At 72.0% G+C, this 23,125-nt stretch carries 12 protein-coding genes; 7 read left to right on the top strand and 5 right to left on the bottom strand.

Annotation, left to right across the window (positions count from 1 at the left end):
- The first annotated feature begins 1 nt into the window (after nucleotide 1).
- From ABT170_RS19020 to ABT170_RS19035, 4 genes are all read left to right on the top strand, one after another.
- On the top strand, nucleotides 2-9,967 hold the full coding sequence (locus ABT170_RS19020; RefSeq protein ID WP_351868728.1) for a non-ribosomal peptide synthetase: 9,966 nt from the start codon (nucleotides 2-4) through the stop codon (nucleotides 9,965-9,967).
- Nucleotides 9,964-11,385 carry an MDR family MFS transporter gene (locus tag ABT170_RS19025; protein WP_351868731.1) on the top strand — a complete coding sequence of 474 codons (1,422 nt, stop codon included), beginning with the start codon at nucleotides 9,964-9,966 and terminating at the stop codon, nucleotides 11,383-11,385. The genes ABT170_RS19020 and ABT170_RS19025 overlap by 4 nt, the downstream gene beginning before the upstream one ends.
- A gap of 216 nt (nucleotides 11,386-11,601) precedes the next feature.
- Nucleotides 11,602-12,825 (top strand): cytochrome P450, encoded by a 1,224-nt coding sequence (locus tag ABT170_RS19030; protein WP_351868734.1) that lies wholly within the window; start codon nucleotides 11,602-11,604, stop codon nucleotides 12,823-12,825.
- Nucleotides 12,826-12,853: 28 nt separating this feature from the next.
- The gene (locus tag ABT170_RS19035) at nucleotides 12,854-13,048 is read left to right on the top strand and encodes a ferredoxin (RefSeq protein ID WP_329946927.1); all 195 of its coding nucleotides are present in this window, start codon (nucleotides 12,854-12,856) and stop codon (nucleotides 13,046-13,048) included.
- A gap of 135 nt (nucleotides 13,049-13,183) precedes the next feature.
- Here ABT170_RS19035 and ABT170_RS19040 read toward each other — a convergent pair whose 3' ends face one another.
- Nucleotides 13,184-14,707: a chitinase gene (locus ABT170_RS19040; RefSeq protein WP_351868737.1), complete on the bottom strand. Its 1,524-nt coding sequence runs from the start codon at nucleotides 14,705-14,707 to the stop codon at nucleotides 13,184-13,186.
- A 492-nt stretch (nucleotides 14,708-15,199) separates the two neighbouring features.
- Between ABT170_RS19040 and ABT170_RS19045 the strand changes: the two genes are divergently transcribed.
- Entirely contained in the window at nucleotides 15,200-15,832 is a 633-nt protein-coding gene (locus tag ABT170_RS19045) for an SRPBCC family protein (protein ID WP_351868740.1), read from the top strand.
- Nucleotides 15,833-15,894: 62 nt separating this feature from the next.
- Here ABT170_RS19045 and ABT170_RS19050 read toward each other — a convergent pair whose 3' ends face one another.
- Complete coding sequence (locus ABT170_RS19050; RefSeq protein WP_329946924.1) at nucleotides 15,895-16,461, bottom strand: class I SAM-dependent methyltransferase; 567 nt, start codon at nucleotides 16,459-16,461, stop codon at nucleotides 15,895-15,897.
- Between the two features lie 226 nt (nucleotides 16,462-16,687).
- On the bottom strand, nucleotides 16,688-17,677 hold the full coding sequence (locus ABT170_RS19055) for a glycosyltransferase (RefSeq protein WP_329946923.1): 990 nt from the start codon (nucleotides 17,675-17,677) through the stop codon (nucleotides 16,688-16,690).
- Nucleotides 17,678-18,099: 422 nt separating this feature from the next.
- On the opposite strand from ABT170_RS19055, the gene ABT170_RS19060 reads away from it, so the two are divergent.
- Nucleotides 18,100-18,471, top strand: a complete 372-nt coding sequence (locus ABT170_RS19060; RefSeq protein WP_351868743.1) for a nuclear transport factor 2 family protein — start codon at nucleotides 18,100-18,102, stop codon at nucleotides 18,469-18,471.
- A gap of 119 nt (nucleotides 18,472-18,590) precedes the next feature.
- Here ABT170_RS19060 and ABT170_RS19065 read toward each other — a convergent pair whose 3' ends face one another.
- Complete coding sequence (locus ABT170_RS19065; protein ID WP_351868746.1) at nucleotides 18,591-19,820, bottom strand: outer membrane protein assembly factor BamB family protein; 1,230 nt, start codon at nucleotides 19,818-19,820, stop codon at nucleotides 18,591-18,593.
- A gap of 557 nt (nucleotides 19,821-20,377) precedes the next feature.
- Between ABT170_RS19065 and ABT170_RS19070 the strand changes: the two genes are divergently transcribed.
- The gene (locus ABT170_RS19070; RefSeq protein ID WP_351868749.1) at nucleotides 20,378-21,781 is read left to right on the top strand and encodes a CLIPPER-2 domain-containing protein; all 1,404 of its coding nucleotides are present in this window, start codon (nucleotides 20,378-20,380) and stop codon (nucleotides 21,779-21,781) included.
- A 162-nt stretch (nucleotides 21,782-21,943) separates the two neighbouring features.
- Here ABT170_RS19070 and ABT170_RS19075 read toward each other — a convergent pair.
- On the bottom strand, nucleotides 21,944-23,125 hold a 1,182-nt coding region (locus ABT170_RS19075; protein WP_351868752.1), incomplete at its 5' end, for a tetratricopeptide repeat protein.

The raw sequence follows: 23,125 nt of genomic DNA on the forward strand, positions 1-23,125 counted from the left end.
GTTGAGCACCGCAAGCGTGCCCTCGGACGGCCTTCTCGCCCTGACCAGCGCCCAGTTGGGCATCTGGAACGCACAGCGGCTGGAGCCGGACTCGCCGTACTACGTGGTCGGCGACGTGGTGGAGATATCCGGCGGCGAGAGCGTCGACGTCGCCGCGCTGGCCGAGGCGGTCAGAGCGACCACGCAGGAGGCCGAGACCCTGCGGCTCCGCGTGTACGACACCTCCGAGGGGCCACGCCAGGCGGTCAGCCAGGAACCGGTCGAGCCGCCCGAGGTGGTGGACGTCAGCGGCGCGGCCGACCCGGTGGCCGCCGCCCACGCCCTCGTCGAGGCCGAGCGGGCGCGGGCGGGGGAGGCCTGCCGGGGCATGGTGGACCGGCCGCTGTACGCACGCACCGTCATCCGGCTCTCCGACCGGGAGGTCTGGTACACCCAGCTCGGCCACCACCTGGTCTTCGACGGCTACACCGCCGCGATGCTCGCCCGCCGCACCGCCGCCCGCTACACCGCCCTGGTCCGGGGCACCGAACCCGCGAAGTGCACCTTCGGCGGCTTCGCCGCGCTCGTCGCCGCCGACCGCGCCTACCGGGACAGCGACCGGTTCACCGAGGACCGCGCGTACTGGGTCGAGCGGTTCACCCCGCTGCCCGACCTCGGTGACACCGACACCGCCGCCGGTCCGCCCGACCGCACCCTGACCGCCCGCGCCGTCGTCACGCCCGAGGAGACGGCCCGGCTGCGCGCGTTCGCCGACACCCGGGGCATCACCTGGGGCGAGGCACTGATCGCCGGGTACGCCGCCTTCCTGCACCGCATGCTGGGCCGCACCGACATCGTGTTCGCGCTGCCCCTGATGTGCCGGACCGGCTCGGCCGAGCTGCGTACCCCCGCCATGGCCGTCAATGTGCTCCCGCTGCGGGTGACCGTGCGCGGCGGCGACGGGCTCGGGGAGCTGAGCCTGCGGGTCGCCTCCGCCATGCGCGAGATGCGCGACCACCAGCGCTACCGGGGCGAGGACCTGCCGCGCGACCTCGGCGCGCCCGGCGCGGGTGCGCTGCTGCACGGACGCGGGATCAACCTCAAGGCCTTCGACCTGGCGCTCGACTTCGCCGGGGCCGGCGGGGTGATGCGCAACGTCGCGGGCGGTCCCCCCGAGGACATGGGCCTGAGCGTCCTGCCCACCCGTGACGGCGGGCTGCTGCTCGGCTTCGAGGTCGACGCCCGGTCCACCGACCAGGCCGCGGTCGACAGCCTGCTGTCCGGGTTCAGGGCCCTGCTCTCCGGCCTGATGGACGGTCTGCCCGTCGGACGGATCGCCCTGAGCGGCGGCACGGACGGGCCGCCGGCGGAGTGGTCCCCCTCCGCGCCGCCCGGCACGCCGGTGGATGTGCCGACCGCGTTCGACGCCATGGTTGCCGCCGGTCCCGGACACACGGCACTGGTGTGCGCGGAGGTCCGGCTGTCCGCCGCCGAACTGGCGGAGCGGGTGCACCGGCTGGCCCGTGCGCTGCGCGCCCGCGGCATCGGTCCCGACGACGTCGTGGCGCTGGCGCTGCCGCGCTCCGCCGATTCGGTGGTCGCCCTGCTGGCGGTGCTGGACGCGGGCGCCGCGTTCCTGCCCCTGGACGCCGCGTATCCGCCCGAGCGGCTGCGCGAGCTGATCGACGACACCCGCCCCGCACTGGTGCTGAGCGCCGGAGCGGTCGACGGGCTGCCGTGGGACACCCTGCTCGGCGAGGCCGCCGGACTCTCCGGTGAGCCGCTGACGGCCGGTGAACTGGCCGCGCCCCGGCACCCCGAGCACCTCGCCTACGTGATCCACACCTCCGGATCGACCGGGCGCCCCAAGGGCGTGCTCGGCCGGACCGGTGGGCTCGCCGCGCTGCTGCACCACCAGCGGTCCACGGTCGTCGCGGAGGCGGAGCGGGCCGCGGGCGGGCGGCTGCGCGCCGCCCACACCTACTCCTTCGCCTTCGACTCCGCCTTCGACCACCTGGTGTGGCTGCTCTGCGGCCATGAACTGCACGTCTACGACAGCGAGACGGCCCGCGACGCCGACGCCCTGCTCGCCGCCTACGCCCGTGACGGCATCGACATCGTGGACACCACCCCGTCGATGGCCGCGCCGCTGGTCGACGGCGGCCTGCTGGAACTGCGCCCGGCGCTGCTGGTCCTCGGCGGGGAGGCCACCCCACCCGCGCTGTGGCGCAGGGTCGCCGATTCGGGCATCACGGCACGCAACATGTACGGGCCCACCGAGGCGACCGTGGACAGCACCACCGCACCCATCGACGGCGACGGGCCGACGATCGGCCACCCGCTCGCGGGCACCCGGATCTACGTCCTGGACAGCGCGCTGCAACCCGTACCGCACGGCACGGCCGGTGAACTGTACCTGGCCGGACCGCATCTGGCCCGCGGCTACCTCGGCAGGCCCGGGGCGAGCGCCGAGCGCTTCGTCGCCGACCCGTTCGGCGCACCCGGCGAGCGGATGTACCGTACCGGCGACCTGGCCCGGTGGGTGCCCGGCCGCGGCCTGGACTACCGGGGCCGGGGCGACGGACAGGTGAAGATCCGCGGCCACCGGGTGGAGACCGGCGAGGTCGAGGCAGCACTCGCCGCCGTGCCGGGCGTCACCGCGGCGGCCGTCGGTATCCGGTCCGAGCGGCTGGTCGGCTACATCGTGTCCACCTCGGTCACCGGGGACGAGGCGCGTGCCCACCTCGCCGGGCGGCTCCCCGAGCACATGGTGCCCGCGGCGGTGGTGGTACTGGGCGAACTGCCCGTCACACCCAACGGCAAGCTCGACCGAGCCGCCCTGCCCGCACCCGCCCTGCCCGGCGGCGGCCGGGAGCCGGGCACCGAGCGGGAGCGGCTGCTGTGCGCGCTCCTGGCCGAGGTGCTCGATGTCGAACGGGTCGGTGTGGACGACGACTTCTTCGCCCTCGGCGGGGACAGCATCACCGCGATCACCATCAGCAGCAGACTGCGGGCGGCGGGTCTCGGGCTGCGGCCGCGGGACCTGCTGGCGCGCCGCACCTTCGCCGCGCTGGCCGCCTCCGCCGAACTGCTGGAGGACGTGTCCCGACCGGTGGACGACCCGGCCGGGCCCGTTCCCGCCCCGCCGATCGTGCGCGGTCTGCTCGACCCGCACCCGGACGTGGACACCGTCGCCGGCTACGCGCAGTGGACCGCCCTCGGTGTCGGCGAACTCGGCCACCAGGACCTGGCCGCGGGTGTGCAGGCCGTGCTCGACCACCACGACGCACTGCGGCTGCGGGTCGCCGACGGCCTGGAGGTACTGCCCCGCGGCACCGTGCGCGCCGTTGTCTCCGAGGTCCGCGGCGAGGACGTGACCGCCCTCGCGGGACGCCTCGCGGGCGAACTCGACCCCCGGTCGGGCGACCTGCTGCGGGCGGCCCTGCTCCGTACCGCCGGGGGCACACCGGACCGGCTGGTCATCGTCGTGCACCACCTCGCCATGGACGGCGTGTCCTGGCGCATCCTGCTGCCCGACCTGCACACGGCCTGCACGGGCGGCACTCTCGACCCGGTCGGGACATCCTGGCGGCGGCACGCCACGCTCCTGGCCGAACAGGGGGCATCCGGCGCGCGCCGGGGCGAACTCGGCCACTGGCGTACCGCGCTCGCCTCCGCACCCCGGCTGGGCGCCCGGCCGCTGGACCCGGCCGAGGACACCGTCTCGACCGCCCACCGGTCGGTCACCGTGGCCTCGCCCGAGGTCACCGAGGCGCTGCTCACCACTCTGCCCGCGGCCTACCGCGCCGGAGTGGACGAAGTGCTGCTGGCCGCACTCGTCCTCGCCCTGCGGGGCTGGGGCCTGAAGGACGACGCCGTGACCGTGTCGATGGAGGGTCACGGCCGTGAACACCTCGACCTGTCCCGCACGATCGGCTGGTTCACCAGCGAATACCCGGTCCGCGTTCCCGCGTCCGACGACGTGGGGAAGACGCTGCGCGCCGCCAAGGAGGCCAGGCGCGGCGTCCCCGACGGCGGCATCGGCTACGGGGTCCTGCGCCACCTCGACCCGGAGGCCGGCGCCGCACTCGCGGCCACCCCGCCACCGGACGTGACTCTCAACTACCTGGGCCGGTTCGCCCCGCTCCCCGGAACCGGGTGGCACCTGCCGGAACACGACGCCTTCTCGGTGACCGAGCCCGGGGCCAAGGCCCTGGAACAGGTACTGGCCCTCAACTGCTTCGTCCACGAGGAGGGTGCGCCACGGCTCGCCGTCGAGTGGACGGCCGCGACCCGTGTGCTCGGCACCGATGCCGTGGCCGCCCTGCAACGGGCCTGGACCGCGGCGCTGGACGCGCTGGCCGAGCACGCGCAGCACACCACCGGCGGACTCACCCCCTCCGACCTCCCGCTGGTCGGCCTCGACCAGACCGCCATCGACGCCCTCGAACGCACCGGCCGCATCACTGACGTGCTGCCCGCCACCCCCCTCCAGGTCGGGCTGTCCTTCCACACCCTGCTCCGCGACGAGCACGACACCGACGTCTACGTCGTCCAGGCCGTGACCACCCTGGCCGGCGAGCTGCGCCCGGACCGGATGGCCGAGGCCGCACGCGAACTGCTGCGCCGTCACCCCGCCCTGCGCGTGTACCTGGGCACGGCGGGGGACGAGGTCGTGCAGGTGATCCCCACCGAAGTCGCCCTGGACTGGCGGGAGGCCGACCGGTTCCCCGAAGCGGCCCGCGCCGATCTGGAGCGGCCGTTCGACCCGGCCCGGCCGCCGCTGATCCGCTTCCTGCTGTCGCGTGTCGGGCCCGCCGAGCACAAGCTGGCGATCACCAACCACCACGCCCTGCTCGACGGCTGGTCGATGCCGTTGGTCGGCCGCACCCTGCTCGCCATCTACGCCGAGCTGAGCGGCGGCCCCGCCGCCCCCGCTTCGCCGCCGCTGTCGGAGTACTTCCGGTGGCTGGCGGGCCGGGACCGGGAGGCGTCCCTCGCCGCATGGCGGGACGCGCTGGCCGGAGTCGACGGCGCGACCCGGCTGGCACCCGCGAACACCGGGACCGCGGTGGAGCGGCCCGGCCGCGAAACCGTCGGCCTGGGACGCGAGTTCAGCGACCGGCTGCGGGCGTTCGCCCGCGAGCAGGGCATCACCCTGACGACCGTGCTCCAGACGGCGTGGGGTCTGCTGCTCGGCAGGCTCACCGGGCGCCGCGACGTCGTGTTCGGCTGCCCGGTGTCCGGGCGGCCCGCCGAGGTCGACGGCGTGGAGTCGATGATCGGCCAGCTCGGCACCACCATCCCGGTACGTGTCCGGCACACCCCGGACCGGAGCGTGCGGGACCTGATGGCGCAGGTGCACGCCGAGAGCGTCGCGCTGAGCGAGCACCACCACGTCGGACTGCCCGGGATCCAGCGGGCGGTGGGCATCGGCGAACTGTTCGACACGATGCTGGTGATGGAGAACTTCCCGCTGTCCAGCCGGAAGCGCACTCCGCTCGCCCCCGGACTCGACCTGGCCGGTGTGGACATCACCGATGCCACCCACTACGCGCTCACCGTCATCGTGATCCCCGACGACGAGATCACCATCGGCCTCGGCTACCAGCCGGGCGCCTTCGCCGGGGACACCGTCCGCGACTACGGCCGCTGGCTGCACAACCTCCTGCGGGAGATCGTCGACGACCCGGCACGGCCCGCGCTCCGGCTGCCCGCGCTCGGCACCGACGAGCGGCAGCGGATGCTGCGTACCGGCACCGAGATCGTCGCCGCCAGGAGCCGAGGCCACTGGCTGGAGGAGTTCGCCGCCCAGGTACGCCGAAGGCCCGACGCCGAGGCACTGGTCTGCCGCGACCGGAGCCTGGACTACGCGGAGCTGGACCGGCGGGCCAACCGGCTCGCCCACGCGCTGATCGAGCGCGGAGTACGGCCCCAGGACCCGGTCGTCGTCCTGCTCGGACGGGACATCGAGATGACCGTCGCGCTGTTCGGTGTGGCCAAGGCCGGCGCGGTCTACGTACCGATGGACACGAGCTACCCGCGGGAACGGCTCGCCTACATGTTCGACGACATCGCCCCGGCCGCGGCCGTGACGACCGGCGCCGAACTGCCCGTCGACCGCGGCATCCCGGTCCTGCGGCTGGACGACCCGGCCACACTCGCCTCCGTACCGGACACCGACCCGGCCGAGGCACGCGCCGGGCTCACCGAGGACGCGCTCGCCTACGTCATCTACACCTCCGGAACCACCGGTCGGCCCAAGGGCGTCGGAGTGACCCACCGGGGCGTGCCCGATCTGATCGCGCTCCAGGAAGAGGTCGTCGGCGTCACCGAGCACGACCGCTATCTGCACTTCGCCTCGACCGGATTCGACGTCGCGTTCTGGCAGACCATGGTGCCGCTGCTCTCCGGCGGTACGTCCGTGATCGCCCCCGAGGAGGTACGCGTCCCCGGCGACGAACTCCTCGACTACATCACCGAGCACCGGGTGACCGGAGTGAACCTGCTGCCGTCGTTCCTGGCCGCGATGCCCGACGACCGCACCGTCGACCCCGATGTGTTCTTCGTCGTCGGCGCCGAGCGCCTCGACCCCGAGCTGGCACGGCGCTGGGGCGAGGGGCGCCGGGCGCTGTTCAACGCCTACGGTCCGACCGAGGTCACGATCAACTCCACGACCTGGCACTACGACCCGGACGACACCGGCCCGCTGCCGATCGGCCGCCCCGACCCCAACGTCCGCGCCTACGTCCTCGACGGCGGGCTCCAGCCGGCCGGCGTCGGAGTGACGGGCGAGCTCTACCTCGCCGGCCCGAGCCTGGCACGCGGCTACCTGGGCCGCCCCGCCCTGACCGCCGCCGCCTTCGTGGCCGACCCGTTCGGCCCGCCGGGAGAGCGGATGTACCGCACCGGCGACCTCGTGCGATGGCGGCCCGACGGACAGCTGGTGTTCCTCGGCCGCGCCGACCACCAGGTCAAGATCCGCGGCTTCCGGGTCGAACTGGGCGAGATCGAGTCCACGCTGACCGGTCACCCCGACGTCCGCGCCTGCGCCGTGATCGTGCGGGAGGGCAGGCTCACCGGCTATGTCATCCCCACCGACGGCGCCGACCTGGACACCGCCCGGGTGCGCGAGTACCTGGCACGGGAACTGCCCGACCACATGGTGCCGACCGCGCTCGTACCGATCGACCGGCTGCCGCTGAGCCCCAGCGGCAAGCTCGACGCCGCCGCGCTGCCGGCCCCCGAGACCCTGGCCACCGCGCGGCGCGAACCCGCCACCGAGGCAGAGGCGGTGCTGCTCACCGTGCTCCGGGACGTCATGGGCCGCGACGACATCGGCCCCGACGACGACTTCTTCGCCATCGGCGGAGACAGCATCGTCTCGCTCCAGGTCGTCTCGCGCGCCCGGCGCCGGGGGATCGGACTGACCGCGAGGGACGTCTTCGAAGGAGAGACGGTCGCCAAGATCGCCGCACGGGCCCGCGCCCTCGACGGCGCGGAGGCACCCGCCGTCGGGGACGCGCCGCTGACCCCGGTCATGCGGGACCTGCTGCGCCGGGCGGGCACTGCCGCCGACGGCTTCTGCCAGTGGGCGGAGATCTGCGTCCCGCCGGGCGGCGACGAGGAGACCTGGCGGACCGTGCTCGACGCGGTCCTGGCCCGGCACGACGTCCTGCGGGCCCATCTCGCCGACGACGTGCTGCGCGTCCCGCCGGCCGGCGCGGTGAGCGGAGCCCAGGTACTGACCCGGGTGGGGGCCGCGGAGGACCTGCGCGCCGCGGCCGACGCCGGTATCGCCGAGGCCCGGCAGTCGATGGACCCGCGCACCGGCCCGCTGCTGCGCGCCGTCTGGGTGGACGCGGGGCCGGACCGCCCCGGGCGCCTCGTCCTGATCGCCCACCACCTGGTCGTCGACGGTGTGTCCTGGCGCGTCCTGCTGGACGACCTGGAGCACGCCTACTGCGGCGGGACCCTGGCCCGGCACGGACAGTCCTTCCTCGGCTGGGCGCGTTCGCTGCGCGACGCCGACCGGCGCGCCGAACTGCCGCACTGGCGGCGGATGACGGCCACCCCGGCACTCACCCGCCCGCTCGACCCGGCCCGGGACACCGTGGCCACCGCGTCGCACCACGAGATCCGGCTCGACACCGAATCGACCCGTGCCCTGATCACCACACTGCCCACCGCCTACCGCACCACCCCGGACGCCGTGCTGCTCACGGCGCTCGCCCAGGCGGTACGGGACTGGCGCGGAACCCCCGAACTGCTGGTCGCCCTGGAGAGCCACGGCCGGCCGCGCCAGGTCGACCTCTCCCAGACCGTCGGATGGTTCACCGCCGTTCACCCCGTCCGGCTCGACGCGGACGACGACGTGAAGGCGGTCAGGGAGAGGCTGCGTGCCCAGGGCGACGGCCTCGGACACGGCATCCTCACCTCCGCGGGCCTGCTGGACCCCGTGGAACCGGAGGTGGCCTGGAACTATCTCGGCCAGTATCCCGGTGCCCCGGCCCAGGAGACACCGTGGCAGGCGCCCCCGGACGCCGGACCGCTCGGCTCCGACGGGTCCGACACCATGCCGCTCCCGTACGGCCTGATGGTCAACGCCCTGGTGCGCGAGGACATGCTCGGCGTCCGGATCACCTGGCCGGCCGCGTTGTTCACCGCCGCCGAGATCGAGGAACTGGCCGAGGCCCTGCGGGCCGCGCTCCTGCGCACCGCCGCCGCGCCGGAGATCGGGGCGCTCGACCCCGACAGCCCGGTCGCCGGGATGCAACCGCTCACCCCGCTCCAGGAGGTGATGCTGCGGCACTCGCGCACCGAGCGCCCCGACCCGTACACCGTGCAGTCGACGTTCTCCCTCGCAGGAGCGCTCGACATCGAGGCCCTGCGGGGCGCCGGCGCCGATCTGCTGGTCCGGCACCCGAACCTGGGAGCCGCCTTCCCCGCCGACCTGGCGGTGATCCCGGTGTCGCCCCGGCCGGACTTCCGCGTGGCCGACGGACCGGCCGAGGAGGTCCTGGCCGCCGACCTGGCCGAACCGTTCGACCTCGCCCGCGGCCCGCTCCTGCGCCTGACCGTGATCCGGTGCGGCCCCGGGCGCGCCGACCTGGTCATGACCAGCCATCATGTGCTCTCCGACGGCTGGTCGGCCCCGCGCATCCTCACCGAACTCTTCGCCCTGTACACGGCGAGGGTCCGCGGCGGGGCCCCGGATCTGCCCGAACCCGTACCGTTCGCGGACTACCTGAGCTGGTGCGCCGACCACGAACCGGACCTCGGCGCCTGGGCGGCGGAACTGGACGGTCTGCCCGAGGGCGACTACCTGGGCGGCGGCGAACCCGGTCCGGCCTGGCAGGAACCGGAGCTCATCGAGTTCGACGCGGGCCTGGTGGACCGCCTCACGCGCCTCGCCGCGCGCCGCGGGCTCACCCGGAACACCCTTGTGCAGGGCGCGTGGGCGGTGCTGCTCGCCCGGCGCTCCGGCCTCACGGACGTCTGCTTCGGCGCCATGGTCGCCTGCCGTCCTCCGGAGCTGGAGGGCGTCGAGGAGATCATCGGGCTGCTGGCCAACACCGTGCCCGTCCGGGCACGGCTCGAAGGCACCCTCGCCGACACGCTCGCCGGTCTCCAGAGCGGGCAGCGGGCGCTGGTCGAGCACCACCATGCCGCCCTGTCCGACCTGGAACGGCTGACCGGGCGGCGCAGGCTGTTCGACAGCCTGGTGGTGTTCGAGAACTACCCGGTCGACCCGGACCGGCTGCGTGAACCCGCCCCCGGGCTCACCGTCGTCGGAACCCGCTTCCGTGAATCCACCCACCACCCGGTGACCCTGACGGTCATGCCGGACGGGGACGGCTGGACGGGCGTGCTGGCCCACCGGGCCGGGGTGGACATCGACGGGCTCGCAGGGGAACTGCTCGGCCTGCTCCGCACCCTGGACACCCACCTCGACAACGACGTGCTCGACCTTATGGAGGGCCGATGAGCGCGAACGCCGCACCGCAGGAGGGGAAGTCCGCGCCGTCGGCCGAACGGGTGGACGGACAGCTGCTGCGGATCGCGTTCATCCTGGTGCTCGGCACCTTCATGGCGACCCTGGACGCCACGATCGTCAGCGTCGGCATCGACAGCCTGACCGAGGAGTTCGGCGCTTCCGTCGCCGAGATCCAGTGGGTCACCACCGCCTATCTGCTGGCCGTCGTCGCCGCCGTGCCCGCGTCCGGCTGGCTGGCCGACCGGTTCGGGGGCAGGCGGACATGGCTCGCCGCCGTGGGAGTGTTCCTGCTCGGCTCGGTGCTGTGCGCGATGGCCTGGTCGGTGACCAGCCTGATCGTGTTCCGGGTCATCCAGGGACTCGGCGGCGGGCTGCTGCCCGCGACCGGCCAGGCACTGCTGGCCCGCGTCGCGGGGCCCCACCGCACCGGACGGGTGATCAGCGTCGTCGCGGTCGTCCCGCTGCTGTCCCCGGTGTTCGGCCCGCTGGCCGGCGGCTCCATCCTCAGCGTGGCGCCCTGGCCGTGGCTGTTCCTGGTCAATCTGCCGATCGGCGCGGTCGCGGCGGTGCTCGCCCGCCGCTATGTGCCCGCGGTCCCGCCGTCCACACGGCGGACCGCGTTCGACCTGCGGGGGGCGGCGCTGCTCTCGCCCGGCCTCGCCGTGCTGGTGTACGGACTGACCGAAGTCGCCCACGGCCGTACGCTTCCGGCCGCGGTCGGTGTGACGGCGGGGCTGGCGATGCTGGCCGGATTCACCGTGCACGGGCTGCGGACCCGCGGTACGCCACTGGTCGACCCCCGGCTGTTCACCCGGCCGCCCTTCGGCGCCGCCGCCCTCGCGCTGCTCGTACTGGGCGCGTCGGTGTTCGGCACGATGTTCCTGCTGCCGCTGTACTTCCAGACGGCCCGCGGACTGACGGCGTGGGAGGCCGGGCTGCTGCTCGCCCCCCAGGGGCTGGGCGCGGCGGCCGGTTCCGTGCTGGTGACCCGCACCATCAGCAAGGTCGCGCCGCGGACCCTGGTGGTCACCGGCATCGTGCTGATCCTCGCGGGGACGGTCCCGTTCACCCGGCTCAACCACGATCTTCCGGACCTGGTGATCGCCGCGTCGCTCGCGGTCCGGGGCATCGGGATGGCCATGGTCGGCGCGCCCGTGATGAACATCGTCTACAGCCGCATCGAACCCGAGCATCTCCCTCGCGCGTCCGGGGCGCTCAACCTGCTCAACACGGTGGGCGGTTCGGTCGGGACCGCCGCCCTCGCGGTGGTCCTGGAGAGCCGGCTGGCCGCCCGGGGCCAGGACATCTCCTCGGCCTTCGCCGACACCTTCTGGTGGGTGCTCGGCTTCTGCCTGCTCGCCGCCGCGGGGGCGACGAGGCTGCCCCGTACCGGGGCAAGGAAGCCGTGAGCCGTCCGATGCGTAACACGGCCCGCCCCCGCCGCGGTCGCGGGGCGGGCCGGCCGCGGAGCTCCGGAGACGGCGTCGGGCATGAGCCGCACAGGCGGTCACGCCCCGGGGCGGACGCGAGTTGGCCGAACAATGCATAGACCAAATAGGTGACTGAGGCATCTAGTAGGGAGTGATCGGTAGGACTTCTTCCCTTCTGCTCTTGCGAGGCTCGTCATGGCAGACACCGACACCGGCACCGGCGTTCGGACCGGCACCATCGCCTTCCCCCAGGACCGCACCTGCCCGTACCACCCGCCGACGGGATACCGGCCGCCCCCCGGCGCGGAGCAACGACCGCTGTCGTCCGCCACACTCTTCGACGGCCGGACCGTCTGGCTGGTCACCGGGCATGCCGAGGCCCGAGCACTCCTGGCCGACCCGCGGCTGTCCGCCGACCGGGAGAACCCCGCGTTCCCCATCCCCACCGAGCGGTTGGCGAAGATCGCCTCGCGCCGCGTCGAACTCCTCGGAGTCGACGACCCGGAACACCGCACGCAACGCCGGATGCTGGTACCGAGCTTCACCCTCAAGCGGACCGAGACCCTGCGGCCCCGGATCCAGGAGACCGTGGACCGGCTGCTGGACAGGATGATCGCGCAGGGACCACCCGTCGATCTGGTGAACGCGTTCGCGCTGCCCGTTCCCTCGATGGTGATCTGTGCGCTGCTCGGTGTCCCGTACTCCGACCACGACTTCTTCGAATCCCGTTCGCGGAAGTTACTGCGCGGGCCCGGGGCCGTCGATGTCCAGGCGGCGCGGGACGACCTCGACGAGTACTTCCGCGGGCTCATCGAGCACAAACAGGCCGTCAGGGGTGAAGGACTGCTCGACGAGCTGATCGCCGGACCGCTCGGCACCGGGGCGGTCGGCCGCGACCAGCTGGTCCGGCTCGCGCAGATCCTGCTCGTCGCGGGCCACGAGACGACCGCGAACATGATCTCGCTGGGCACCTTCACCCTGCTCCAGCACCCCGATCAGCTCGCGCGGTTGCGCGGCGAGGAGGAGCTGATGCCGTCCGCGGTGGAGGAGTTGCTGCGCTTCCTGTCGATCGCGGACACGCTGGCCCGGGTGGCGACCGAGGACATCGAGATCGGCGGGGTGACGATCAGGGCCGGCGAAGGCGTCGTCATGTCCGCGTCGACGGCCAACCGCGACGCCGCCGCCTACCCCGCACCGGACGAGCTCGACCTCGGCCGCGCGGCGCGCCACCACGTCGCCTTCGGCTTCGGTGTCCATCAGTGCCTCGGTCAGAACCTGGCGCGGGCCGAGATCGAGATCGCGCTGCGCTCCCTCTTCGCCCGGCTGCCGGGACTGCGGCTCGCGGTGCCCGCCGACGACATCCCGTTCAAGCCGGGCGACACGATCCAGGGCATGCTTGAACTGCCCGTGGCCTGGTGACACGGCTCTCTGCGGAAAGGATCCAGTCATGACGCGGATCAGTATCGACACGGATGTCTGCATCGGCGCGGGACAGTGCGCGCTGACCGCCCCGAACCTGTTCACGCAGGACGACGACGGCTACGGCGAGCTGCTGCCGGGTTCGGAGGGCGGCGACACCGTCGACCCTCTGGCGGGCGAGGCGGCCCGCGTCTGCCCGGTGCAGGCGATCACCGTGGCGTAGGGCCTGTCCGGCAGGGTGCCACCCGCCCGGAGGCGTCGCGGGCCGGGCGGGAGGTGCCGGTGATCACGCCGTGCCGGATGCGGCACGATCCCGCCGGGCCGGGCCGGGGTCGCCCGGCCCGGCCCGGCGGAGTGCTCAGCAGGCGCCGAGGTCCTGCCAGACGCCCCACTCCCCGGTGGTGCCGGGCTCCTCGCCCGTCGTCCACCACTTGGCCTTCCAGCTGTGGCCGTTGTGCGACACCTGCTGGTTGCCGGTGTAGACGGTGCCCGGGGCCCAGGGCGCGGCCGTGCACTGGTTGCCGTTGCCGCCGGTGACGGTCAGGGAGTACGTCGCCGAGTGCGCGGCCGAGGGGCTCGCGCCGTTGACCGCTATGGCGTAGGTGCCGTTGACGGCCGCCGTGGTCGTGGTGAGGGTGAGCGTCGCGGTCCCTCCGGCCGTCACCGAGGCGGGGCTGAGCGAGGCGGTGACCCCGGCCGGCGCACCGCTGACCGTCAGGTTCACGGTCTGGGCGCTGCCCGCGGTCACGGCGGTCCTCACCGTGGTGCTGACGGAACTGCCGGCCGTGACCGTCGCGGCGGCCGGGGCCGCCGTCAGCGAGAAGTCGTCGCTCGGCGCGGTGTTGCCGCTGGTGAAGGGAGCGAAGATGCGGGAGAAGTCCCAGGTGTTCTGCTCGATGCCGGAGCAGTTGTCCGCGGCGGCACCGCCGGGGCAGCTTCCGTTGTCACGCTGGAGCGCCCAGAAGGAGAGCATGTTGATTCCCTTGGAGACCGCCCAGTCGTACACCTGCCCGGCGTTGGCGAGGGTGAAGGTCTCGGCCGGGCCGAAGTCGTCGACACCGGGCATCTCGGTGACGCCGATCATGCCCCAGAGCTGGGCCGGGGTCTTGCCCGGGTAGAGCTTGGCGAGCTGGTCGTACAGCCCCTGGGCGGCGGTCTTGGTGTCCTGGGCCATGTCATGGACGGCGTTGTCGTAGTAGTCGAACGTCATGAGGTTGACGACATCGATCCGGGCGCCGTTGGCCACCGCGTTCTTGAGTACGGCGAGACCGCTGGGCGCCAGGCCCCGGGTCGTGGTCGGCAGGGTGTACGAGATCTCCAGCTTGCGCCCGGAGGCGGCGGCCCAGTCCTGGACCTTCTTGATCGCCTTGTTCCGCCGGTCCATACCGGCGGTGTTCTCCAGCGCGTCGACCTCGATGTCCATGTCGAGCCGGGGGATGTCGTAGGTCGTGACGACCTTCTGGTAGACGGCGGCGACCTGGTCGACGTCCGAACAGCTGTCGGCGATCTCGGTTCCGGTGGTGTCCGCCGTGTAGCCGCCGAAGGACGGGATGACGTCCCCGCCGCGCCCCTGGATCGTCTTGATGTCGGCGCCGAAGGATGCCGAGGCGATGGGCAGCGAGGTGTCGCCGTTCCAGTACGCGGTGCAGGACCCCTTCGTCGCCGTCTGGAGAAAGGCCATCGTCAGGTGCTTGGCCCCGGACTGCGCGCTGAGGGCGGCGGGGCTCTCGCCCGTCCATGACTCGAAGTAGGGGGCGAAGACATGGGCGGGGAGCGGGGTCGCGGCCTGGGCCGGGGCACCCGAGACCGCGGTCAGGCCCAAGGCGGCCACCGCGGTGGCCGCCGCGGTGAGAGCGGCACGGAGGGAACGCATACGTCTCATGGCCATCCAAGATGTGAGGGGGCGTCAACTGATGTATGACGCGCTGGTGTTGCCCTACGGAATAGCCCCGTGATCATGTGCGTGTCAATGGTCTGGACCAAATGAGGACTAGACCAATTCGAGAGCCCTCCGTGCGCCGGAGGGGCCCTCGCGGTGACGTGTGCGGCAGGGGTGCTGGTCAGGCGGGCGTCCCGGGTTCCGGTTCCGCCCGGATGGGTGGTCGTACCACTCGATGGCCGCCCGGCCCTCCCTGTGCGGGCGGACGCGTCTTCCAGGGTTCGTTAGAAGGTGTCACGAAAGCTATTGACCGCTCACCTCGTGTCGCGTTACAACTTATAACGAACGCGCGCCCCTCTAGCTCGCTTCGGCGGGGCCGGCCGCGACCGGCGACGTGTCTGCCGGACGGGCCGAAGCCCGCCCGACGCGCGGCGCCCCACCGGACACCCACGCGTAACGCGCCACGCTCACCCAGGAACTGACAAGGAGAACCCCATGTCCAGGATCCGCCGCACCGGCGTCCGCGCCGCACTGTTCGCCGTCCCGCTCGTCGTCGCCGGTGCCCTCGGTGCCGCCGTGCCCGCCGGAGCCACGCCTCATCCCGGCACGTCCCTCGCCTGCCGAGGCGAGGGCGTCGACCCCAAGGCCCTTGTCCGGTCCAGGGCCGAGACCGTGATCCGGGCTCCGCTGAGCGCCGTATGGCGGCTCCAGACCGATGTGGAGCGCTGGCCGTCCTGGCAAACCCCGGTCAAGACCGCGGAGCGCCTCGACCACGGCCCCTTCCGGAAGGGCTCGGCGTTCCGGTGGACGACCCCGATACCCCCCAATCCCTCGACCCCCGCCACGAGTCTGGACATCACCTCGACCGTCGAGCAGCTCAGGCGCAACTCCTGCATACGCTGGACCGGGCCCGCCACTGCCGAGGGGCTGCACATCGACGGCGTCCACGTGTGGAACTTCACCGAGGTGAAGGGCGGTGTCCTCGTGCGCACCGAGGAGACCCACACCGGAGAGCAGGTCGAGGCGGACGTGCCCACCGCCACCAGGATCCTCCGCGAGGGCCTTGAAGGGTGGCTGCGCGAGTTGAAGGAGACCGCCGAAGCCCGCACCGGTCACCAGCAGAGCTGAACCGGTACGGGACCCGCGCCGCCGACGTCCTGATCCCGTACGAGGAGGAAGGCGGCGCGATATCAGGCCCGGCGGGCCAGGAAACGGATCTGCCGGCCCGGCTCGTGCTGTGACTCGACGCCTTCGAAACCGGCCCGGCTCAGACGTCCGGGCAAGGTCGCCGGATCGAGCACCACCATGGTGTCGCCGATGTGCAGCAGCCGGAATCCCAGGCTGGGCAGGCTGTCCACCCCGCGGAACACCCCACCCGGCCGCAGTACCCGGTGGGCTTCGGCGAACAGAGCGTCCTGCAGGTCGGCGGAGGGCACATGGTGCAGCATGGTGAAGCAGACGACGGCGGAGAACCGGCCATCGGGGAAGGGGAGTCGGGCGCCGCTGCCATGGACGATCTCGACCCGGTCGGCGAACTCGGCGCGCAGCAGGGCCACCGACGCCTCGTCGATCTCCACGGCGGTCAGCCTCGTCGTGCGGGGAAGTAAGGCCCTGGTGGTTGCACCGAAGCCGGGCCCGATCTCCAGGACGTCGTCCCCGAGGTCGACGTCGGCCAGTATCCCGGGCATGCGCTCGGCCACCCCGGCGGCCCATCCAGGAGAGCTGCAGAGCCTGCGGTGCAGGAAGTTCATAGGCATGGCACGACCCTAGAAAGGTTGTGTGCCGGCGGCGAGACGCGGCCGGGCCAGATGATGTCGCACAGAGGCCACCGGCTGTCGCCGGACCGGGACCGTCGACAGCCGGAACCGTCCACGATCGGTCGGCCGCCCGGCCGGTACTTCTCTCCGCTCCGGCGGCGCCGTCTCGGGGCCGACGCGGTCAAGCCCCGGCGGCACCGGACCCGGATCCTCATCGGGAGGTTCGTCACTGCCCGGTGGCGGACCGTTCCACCTGCGTGTTCGTCTCCGGCGGCACGGGGAAGCGGCTCAGCAGTTCCTCCATCCAGGCGGTCGGATGGGTGGCCGAAGCCGAGCCACCGGGCAGGGCGCGTGCTTGGCGGACGCCCTCGATCAGCGCCTCGGTGGCGGCCTGGGCGGTGTAGCGGTCGGCCACCCACCGGCGGCCCGCCCGCCGTACGCGATCCTGGCCGGGCAGGTCGAGCAGTTCCAGGGCCTTGTCCGCCAACTGGGCCGTTTCGAGCTCCGGTACGCGCCAGGCGGACGGCGAGTCGAACAGCTCCGAACCACCGCCACCGGCATAGCCGGTCACCAGGCAGCCGCTGGCCATCGCCTCGGCCGGGGGCAGGCCGAAGCCCTCTCCCTCGGGAGCCGCCAGCGCGATGAACACAGCCGTCTTCGACATCACGCGAGCGACTTCCTCGTGGGGAACCGCGTGGATGTCGTACAGATCGACCCCGGTGGACCGCGGGTCGGCGTGGAGCAGGCGGCGGAGCAGCGTGGATTCGATGGGACGTTTGCGGGACATCCAGGCGATGCGCCGGACCCGCCCGGTCGATGCCGGCCGGAACAGTTCGGTGTCGACGACGTTCGGCACCAGATGCGGTTCGAACCCGGGCAGGGCGCGGCGGAGCATGTCGACGCCCGCCCGCGAGATCGCCCACAGAGCGGGCCGCTCCGACCAGCCCGGGTACGGGCCGGGGGCGGGGCAGGTCAGGAAGTTGAGGTAGTGCCCCTGCGAGTAGATGACCTTGTGGCCGCCGGGCGCCGGGTCGTGGTTCGGGAGCACGCTGACCTCGTGCAGCACGAGGACGTCCTCGTGTCCGAGATCCAGGGTCATGCCGGACAGCGTCGGTACGTCGTCGTCGAACCACGTGTAGCGGAATCCCGGCGTGGGTGTCCAGCGGAATGCTTCGACGCCGGCGGCCCGCAACAGCGAGACCTGCTGGTTCAGCACACGAATTCCACCCAAGGGAAACTGGAATTCGAACGACGCGTAGATGACTCGACCGGTCACCGTACCTCCCTGGGAGACATCGGCAGGCGATATTCCATGGACGCGAGGGAGGGGGAGGGAACCGGCGCGCGGGGTGAGTGCGTGCTGCCGGCGCAGGTGCCGGTCCACATCGGGCCGTTCGGCCCCTGGTCACCGGCGCCCACGGGGCAATCACCGACGCTCGAATCCTGCGGCTCCGGATGAATGCATCGCACCGCGCGATCGATTGCATCGACAGAATGAGCTTGACCGCATGGGCAGGGTCGTCGACAGTGGTTCGAGTTATGACCGCGTACGGCGTGGACGTCGGAACTTGTCGTCGCCCACCCGCCATTGGCTCGATCGATCACACTCCGTCTCCGCAGAAGGAATGAGGGATCGATGTGCGGCAGGATCTGAATGCGAAAGTGAATCTCTTTCTGCAATGCCTGGAGACGTGTGATTTTTCCCGCGCCCGGGCGTTGTGTACGGACCGGGCGACCGTTTGGCAGAACGACGGCAACGGAGCGCAGGGGATCGGTGAGAGCCTGGAGCAGTTCAAGGTCTTTGCCGCTGATGTCAAGTCGCTGCAGTACGACGTCATCCGCCGATTCCACAGTTCGAACGAGGTGTTCCAGCAGCACGTGCTTCATCTGAATATGGTAGGCGGGTCATTCGAAGAGGTCCACGCCGTGGTGTATTTTCGATTCGAGGATGATCTCATCGAGCGGATCGAGGAGTGCATCTACACCATGCCGAAGGCAAAGGCTCCATGAGCCGGTGGGCGAACTCGGGGACCGGAAACCGGAGTTCGCCCACCACGGAATGCGGCGTCACACGGTTCGGGCGCAGGCGTGTGGAACCCGGCGCATGGAACCGGACGTGGGTACGACGATCACACCGCGGGCAGCGCGTAGAGCCGCTTTCCGTGCATCACGGCCAGCCGGCTGCCCGCGGCCACCACATACCACTGCTGGATGTCGCCGGTGCCGTCGTTGTAGGTCCAGCGCAGCTTCCCGGTCGCCGTGTCGAAAGCGTGCACGCCGCCGTCCTTGTCGAACTCGGTCGCGCCGTAGAGGGTTCCCTTGACCTTGGCGAACTGCCGTGCCTGCGTCGCCGACTCCAGCAGATCCTCGTTGTGCCAGATCGCTCTGCCCGTACCGGGATCCACCGCCCACATGCCACGCGCGCTGTCGGCGGCGTAGAGCACCCCGTCCAGGATCTGCGGGTCGTAGAACTTGCTGAACTCTTCGGTCCTGAGCGACCAGCGGTCCTTGCCTCCGGCCAGTTCGAGTGCCCGCAGCCGCCCTCCGTCCGCCACGATCACCAGGTCCCTGTGCACGGCGAAGCGGCGGCGGTTGGACTCGCTGATCTTCTTCGTCCACACCTGTCGGCCGGTCGCCGTGTCACGGACGGTCACATTCTCGCGGTAGTCCGTATAGATCAGGTGTCCGTCGACGGACGCGGCGGTGATCCCGTGCTCCTCGGTCCCCGCGTCACGCTGCTCACGCCAGACGACCTTGCCGGACGTGGTGTCGATCGCCGCGATCACATTGTTCGGCGTCGTGAAGTCCTTCTCCAGAATGCCGGCGAGGACATACACGTGGCGCTCGTCGGCCGCGATCGGGCGCGGCAGTTGGTACTTCTTGCCCAGCCGGCTCCGCCAGGTCTCCTTGCCCGTGGCCGGATCCAGCCCCACTACGTCGCCGTCGTACTCGGCGCTGGCCAGATAGAGCGTCCCGCCGCCGACGATGAGTCTGGCGCCGGGGGTGGTGACACCGGCGCGGGACCACTTCTCCGTGCCGCGTGCCATGTCCCTTCCGACCAGCGGATCTCCCGACACCAGGACCGTGTCGCCGACCACCGCGAGTGCGTCCATCCCGGCCAGATCGGTGTTCGCGGCAGCCGACTTCCACAGAGGTTCGGGTGCGGTACCCGGCGGTGGTGTCGTGGACCCTCCGCCTTTCTTGTCCGCGCCCGGCGCCGGACCGCCACCCGGCGCTTCCGGCCGCTCCCCGGACTCGCACGCCACGGCCCCGGTCCCGAGAGCGACCAGCCCCAGACCTGTCCCGGCCAGTCTGATCATCTGCCTGCGCGACACCGTGCGCCCGTACCGTCTGCCCATGTCTGTTCTCATTTCCGTCCGGTCGTTACGACGCCTCCCTCGGCGTCCGTGCCAGCTAACCAGCGAATTTCGGCCGAACGGCCGATGGCACACAGTCGGGACATGGCGGTGAAGCACCTGTCACAGGACGGCCTGGCGGGCGAGGCGCGACGGCAGTCGGCGAAGGGCGCTGGGGCGGAACACCCGGTGCTCCCGAGGCGCCGGCATCCGGGGATTCCCCCGGCAGTCAACCCGTTGCGCATCGGATCACCCTCACACGAGGTGAGTGAGCGTGGCAGCGGCGTTCTTTTCGGCCGTTCAAGGGGTGGCTGCAGGGAGAGCTGAGCCCCGTGAGTTCCGGGTGATGTGCGGACGGCCGCCGGTGCGGGAACGGCGCGGTCACTCCTGGCGGATGTGCCCGGTAAACCGGCCGGGCGGGTTTGGCGAGGACCGATGAGGAGGCGCTTCCCGTATCCGCGGGATTGCGTTGTGCTCTCGGGGGCCACAGCTCCGCCGGGGCCCGCCCTCCTGGTCCGGCCGGCGGGACATGCCGGACCTCGCAGAACCAAAGGGGACACGTGACTACACCTCCGTCCGCACCGCTCCGGGTCGCACTGGTCAACGGAAGCTTCGAAGAGCCCGTCGTCACCGACTACGAGATCCTTCCGGACTCGTCGCAGACGCAGGCAGCCAAGCGCGTACCGGGATGGCGTACCACCTCGACCGATCACATGATCGAGCTGTGGCGTTCCGGTTTCAACGGGGTGCCGGCCGTGCACGGCTCCCAGTTCGCCGAGCTGAACGCGCGCCAGGTTGCCACGCTCTACCAGGATCTGCCGACCACACCCGGGTCGAAGCTGTACTGGAGGCTGTACCACCGCGGACGCCAGGGCCGGGACACCATGGCACTGGACATCGGCACACCGGGCTCCGCGGTCGAGCAGCGACGTTTCACCGACGGCAACAATGCCTGGGGCCACTACACGGGCACGTACATCGTCCCGGCAGGCCAGACCATGACCCGGTTCGCGTTCCGCTCCATCTCCGCCGCCGGCGGCAACCAGGGGATCGGGAACTTCCTGGACGGAGTCTTCTTCGGCACCGCTCCCCACGTGGTGCTCACCAAGACCGCCATCCCCGTGGGGCCGCTGGAGGTGGGGGACGTCGTCACCTACCGCGTCACGGCCAGGAACGAAGGCGGAGGCCCGGCCGAAGCCCTCGTCCTGACCGACGTCATCCCCGCCGGTACGACGTACCTGCCCGGATCCCTGCGTGTCGTCGACGGTCCCAACACCGGGCCGAAGAGCGACCGGAGCGGTGATGACCAGGCGTACTTCGACGCCCGGGGCAACAGGGTGGTCTTCCACCTGGGCAACGGCGCCTCGGGCGGCCAGGCCGGCAGTCTGCCCAGCACCGAGACCCTGCCCGGCGGCACCACGGTGGAGTACCGCGTCACCATCGGCCTGGCCGCGGGAGGCCGGCGGGTCGTCAACAGCGCCACCGCTGCCTACGAGAACCGCCTCGGGCCGACTCCCGAACCGCTGACCGCCACGTCCAACGAGGCGGTCACGGAGGTCAATCCGGCCGCCGATCTGACGGTGGCCAAAGCGGCCGACGCGACCACGGTCACCGAGGGACAGACCGTCACCTACCGGATCGCCGTCCGGAACACCGGCCCGAACCGGGCCACCGGAGTCACCGTCACCGATGAACTGCACGACGATCTCACCTTCCTGTCCGCCAGGCCCTCACCCGGCACCTACGACCCGGTGACCGGACAGTGGACGGTGGGTGACCTGGCCGTCGGCGCCACCGCCACGCTCGTGCTGCGGGCCAAGGCGACCGCCTCGGGCCAGATCACCAACACCGCCACGGCCACGGCCCGCGAGAAGGACCCCGACCCCACGGACAACGCCGACAGCGTCACGATCTGCGTCGAACGCGCCCGCGACTGCTGCGACCCCTGCTCCGGCCAGGAGTGACCGGACGCCACCCCTCACCGGCGCCGTCGCGGTACGGTCCCGCTCGTACCAGCGGGACCCGCTCGTACCAGCGGGACCCGCTCGTACCAGCGGGTCTCCTCGGCCGACGGCGTCGGCACCGGGCGCCCGCGCCAGGCCGGCGGCGGACGGTGTCCGGTGCCGCTACGCGGTGTTCGGTACGGGGGCGGACGCCCGGCCCTCGACCAGTTCGCGCACCTGCCGGGCTTCGGGGGAACCGAGTTCCTCGAAGATGTCCAGGGCCTCCTGCCAGCACGCCCGCGCGCGGTCCACCTGTCCCACGGCCTGGAGCGCGCGCCCCAGGACCGTCAGTACGTTGCCCCTCCGCCAGTCGCCGCCGATGCCGACCAGCACGGCCAGGGCCTGCTCGGCCAGATCCAGCGCCGGTGACGGGCGCTGCGCGCAGAGTTCGGCCTCGGCGATCCTGAACAGGGTCATGCCCTCCCAGAGACGCTGGCGGCTGTCGGTGAACCTCAGATGGGCCTCGCGGAACGATGCGATCGCCTCGTCGAACCGCTGGGCGGCCGTGAGCGCGAGTCCGAGCGAGTAGCGGGCGTTGGCGCCACGAAGGGACATGCCGAGGTCGTCATAGACGGCCATCCCCTGCTCCGCGAGCGTCAGGGCCGAGGAGACCTCCCCGACGGCGAGCCGGACACGGGACAGATTGCACAGGGCGCTCGCCTCTCCGGGCCGGTCGTCGACGGCCCGGAAACCCGCCAGCGCAGCCGTCAGATGACGTTCGGCCTGCTCATGGTGGTTCCGGTAGAGAGCCATCGTTCCCTGGCTGTTCTGCGACCAGCAGGCTGTCAGGGCGTCCCCGCAGCTCTCCGCCATCAGGAGCGCGCGGGCCGCCGCGTCGTCCGCCTGCTCGAACCTGCCCGCGTTCATCCGGGTCCTGGCCACCACCAGCGCGGCCCGCCCCTCGGCCCTCGCGTCGCCGCGCCGCGCCGCTTCCTCCCACAGGGCCGTGGCGACCGCCTCGTACTGCCCGGACGTGGCGCCCGAGTCCGCCAGATCCTGGGTGACCCACAGGGTGTCCACGGCGCGCCGCAACGACGGGCCCGCGGACTGCCGGACCGAGGCGAGCAGACCGGCCGCCTCCGAGTACAGCCAGTCGATCGCCGTGGACCGGCCGTCGAAGACCAGGCCGCCGTGATCCGTGGGCTCCAGATGGTCGACCAGCCGGTCGCCGGGATGCTCCAGCGCGTACACCTCGGCCGCCGTGGCGAGGTAGAAGTCCAGCAGCCGCGACAGCGCCAGCTCCCGCTCCACCGGCGGCTGCTCGTCGCGCTCGGCGCAGGCACGCGCGTAGAGGCGTACGAGGTC

The organism is Streptomyces sp. NPDC001787 (assembly GCF_040297465.1).
Taxonomy (GTDB): Bacteria; Actinomycetota; Actinomycetes; order Streptomycetales; family Streptomycetaceae; genus Streptomyces.

What these genes read in the sequence shown, in the direction of transcription:
- ABT170_RS19025 (WP_351868731.1), top strand. Translation starts at nt 9,964, where the DNA reads ATGAGCGCGAACGCCGCACCGCAGGAGGGGAAGTCCGCGCCGTCGGCC.
- ABT170_RS19030 (WP_351868734.1), top strand. Translation starts at nt 11,602, where the DNA reads ATGGCAGACACCGACACCGGCACCGGCGTTCGGACCGGCACCATCGCC.
- ABT170_RS19035 (WP_329946927.1), top strand. Translation starts at nt 12,854, where the DNA reads ATGACGCGGATCAGTATCGACACGGATGTCTGCATCGGCGCGGGACAG.
- ABT170_RS19040 (WP_351868737.1), bottom strand. Translation starts at nt 14,707, where the DNA reads ATGAGACGTATGCGTTCCCTCCGTGCCGCTCTCACCGCGGCGGCCACC.
- ABT170_RS19045 (WP_351868740.1), top strand. Translation starts at nt 15,200, where the DNA reads ATGTCCAGGATCCGCCGCACCGGCGTCCGCGCCGCACTGTTCGCCGTC.
- ABT170_RS19050 (WP_329946924.1), bottom strand. Translation starts at nt 16,461, where the DNA reads ATGCCTATGAACTTCCTGCACCGCAGGCTCTGCAGCTCTCCTGGATGG.
- ABT170_RS19065 (WP_351868746.1), bottom strand. Translation starts at nt 19,820, where the DNA reads ATGGGCAGACGGTACGGGCGCACGGTGTCGCGCAGGCAGATGATCAGA.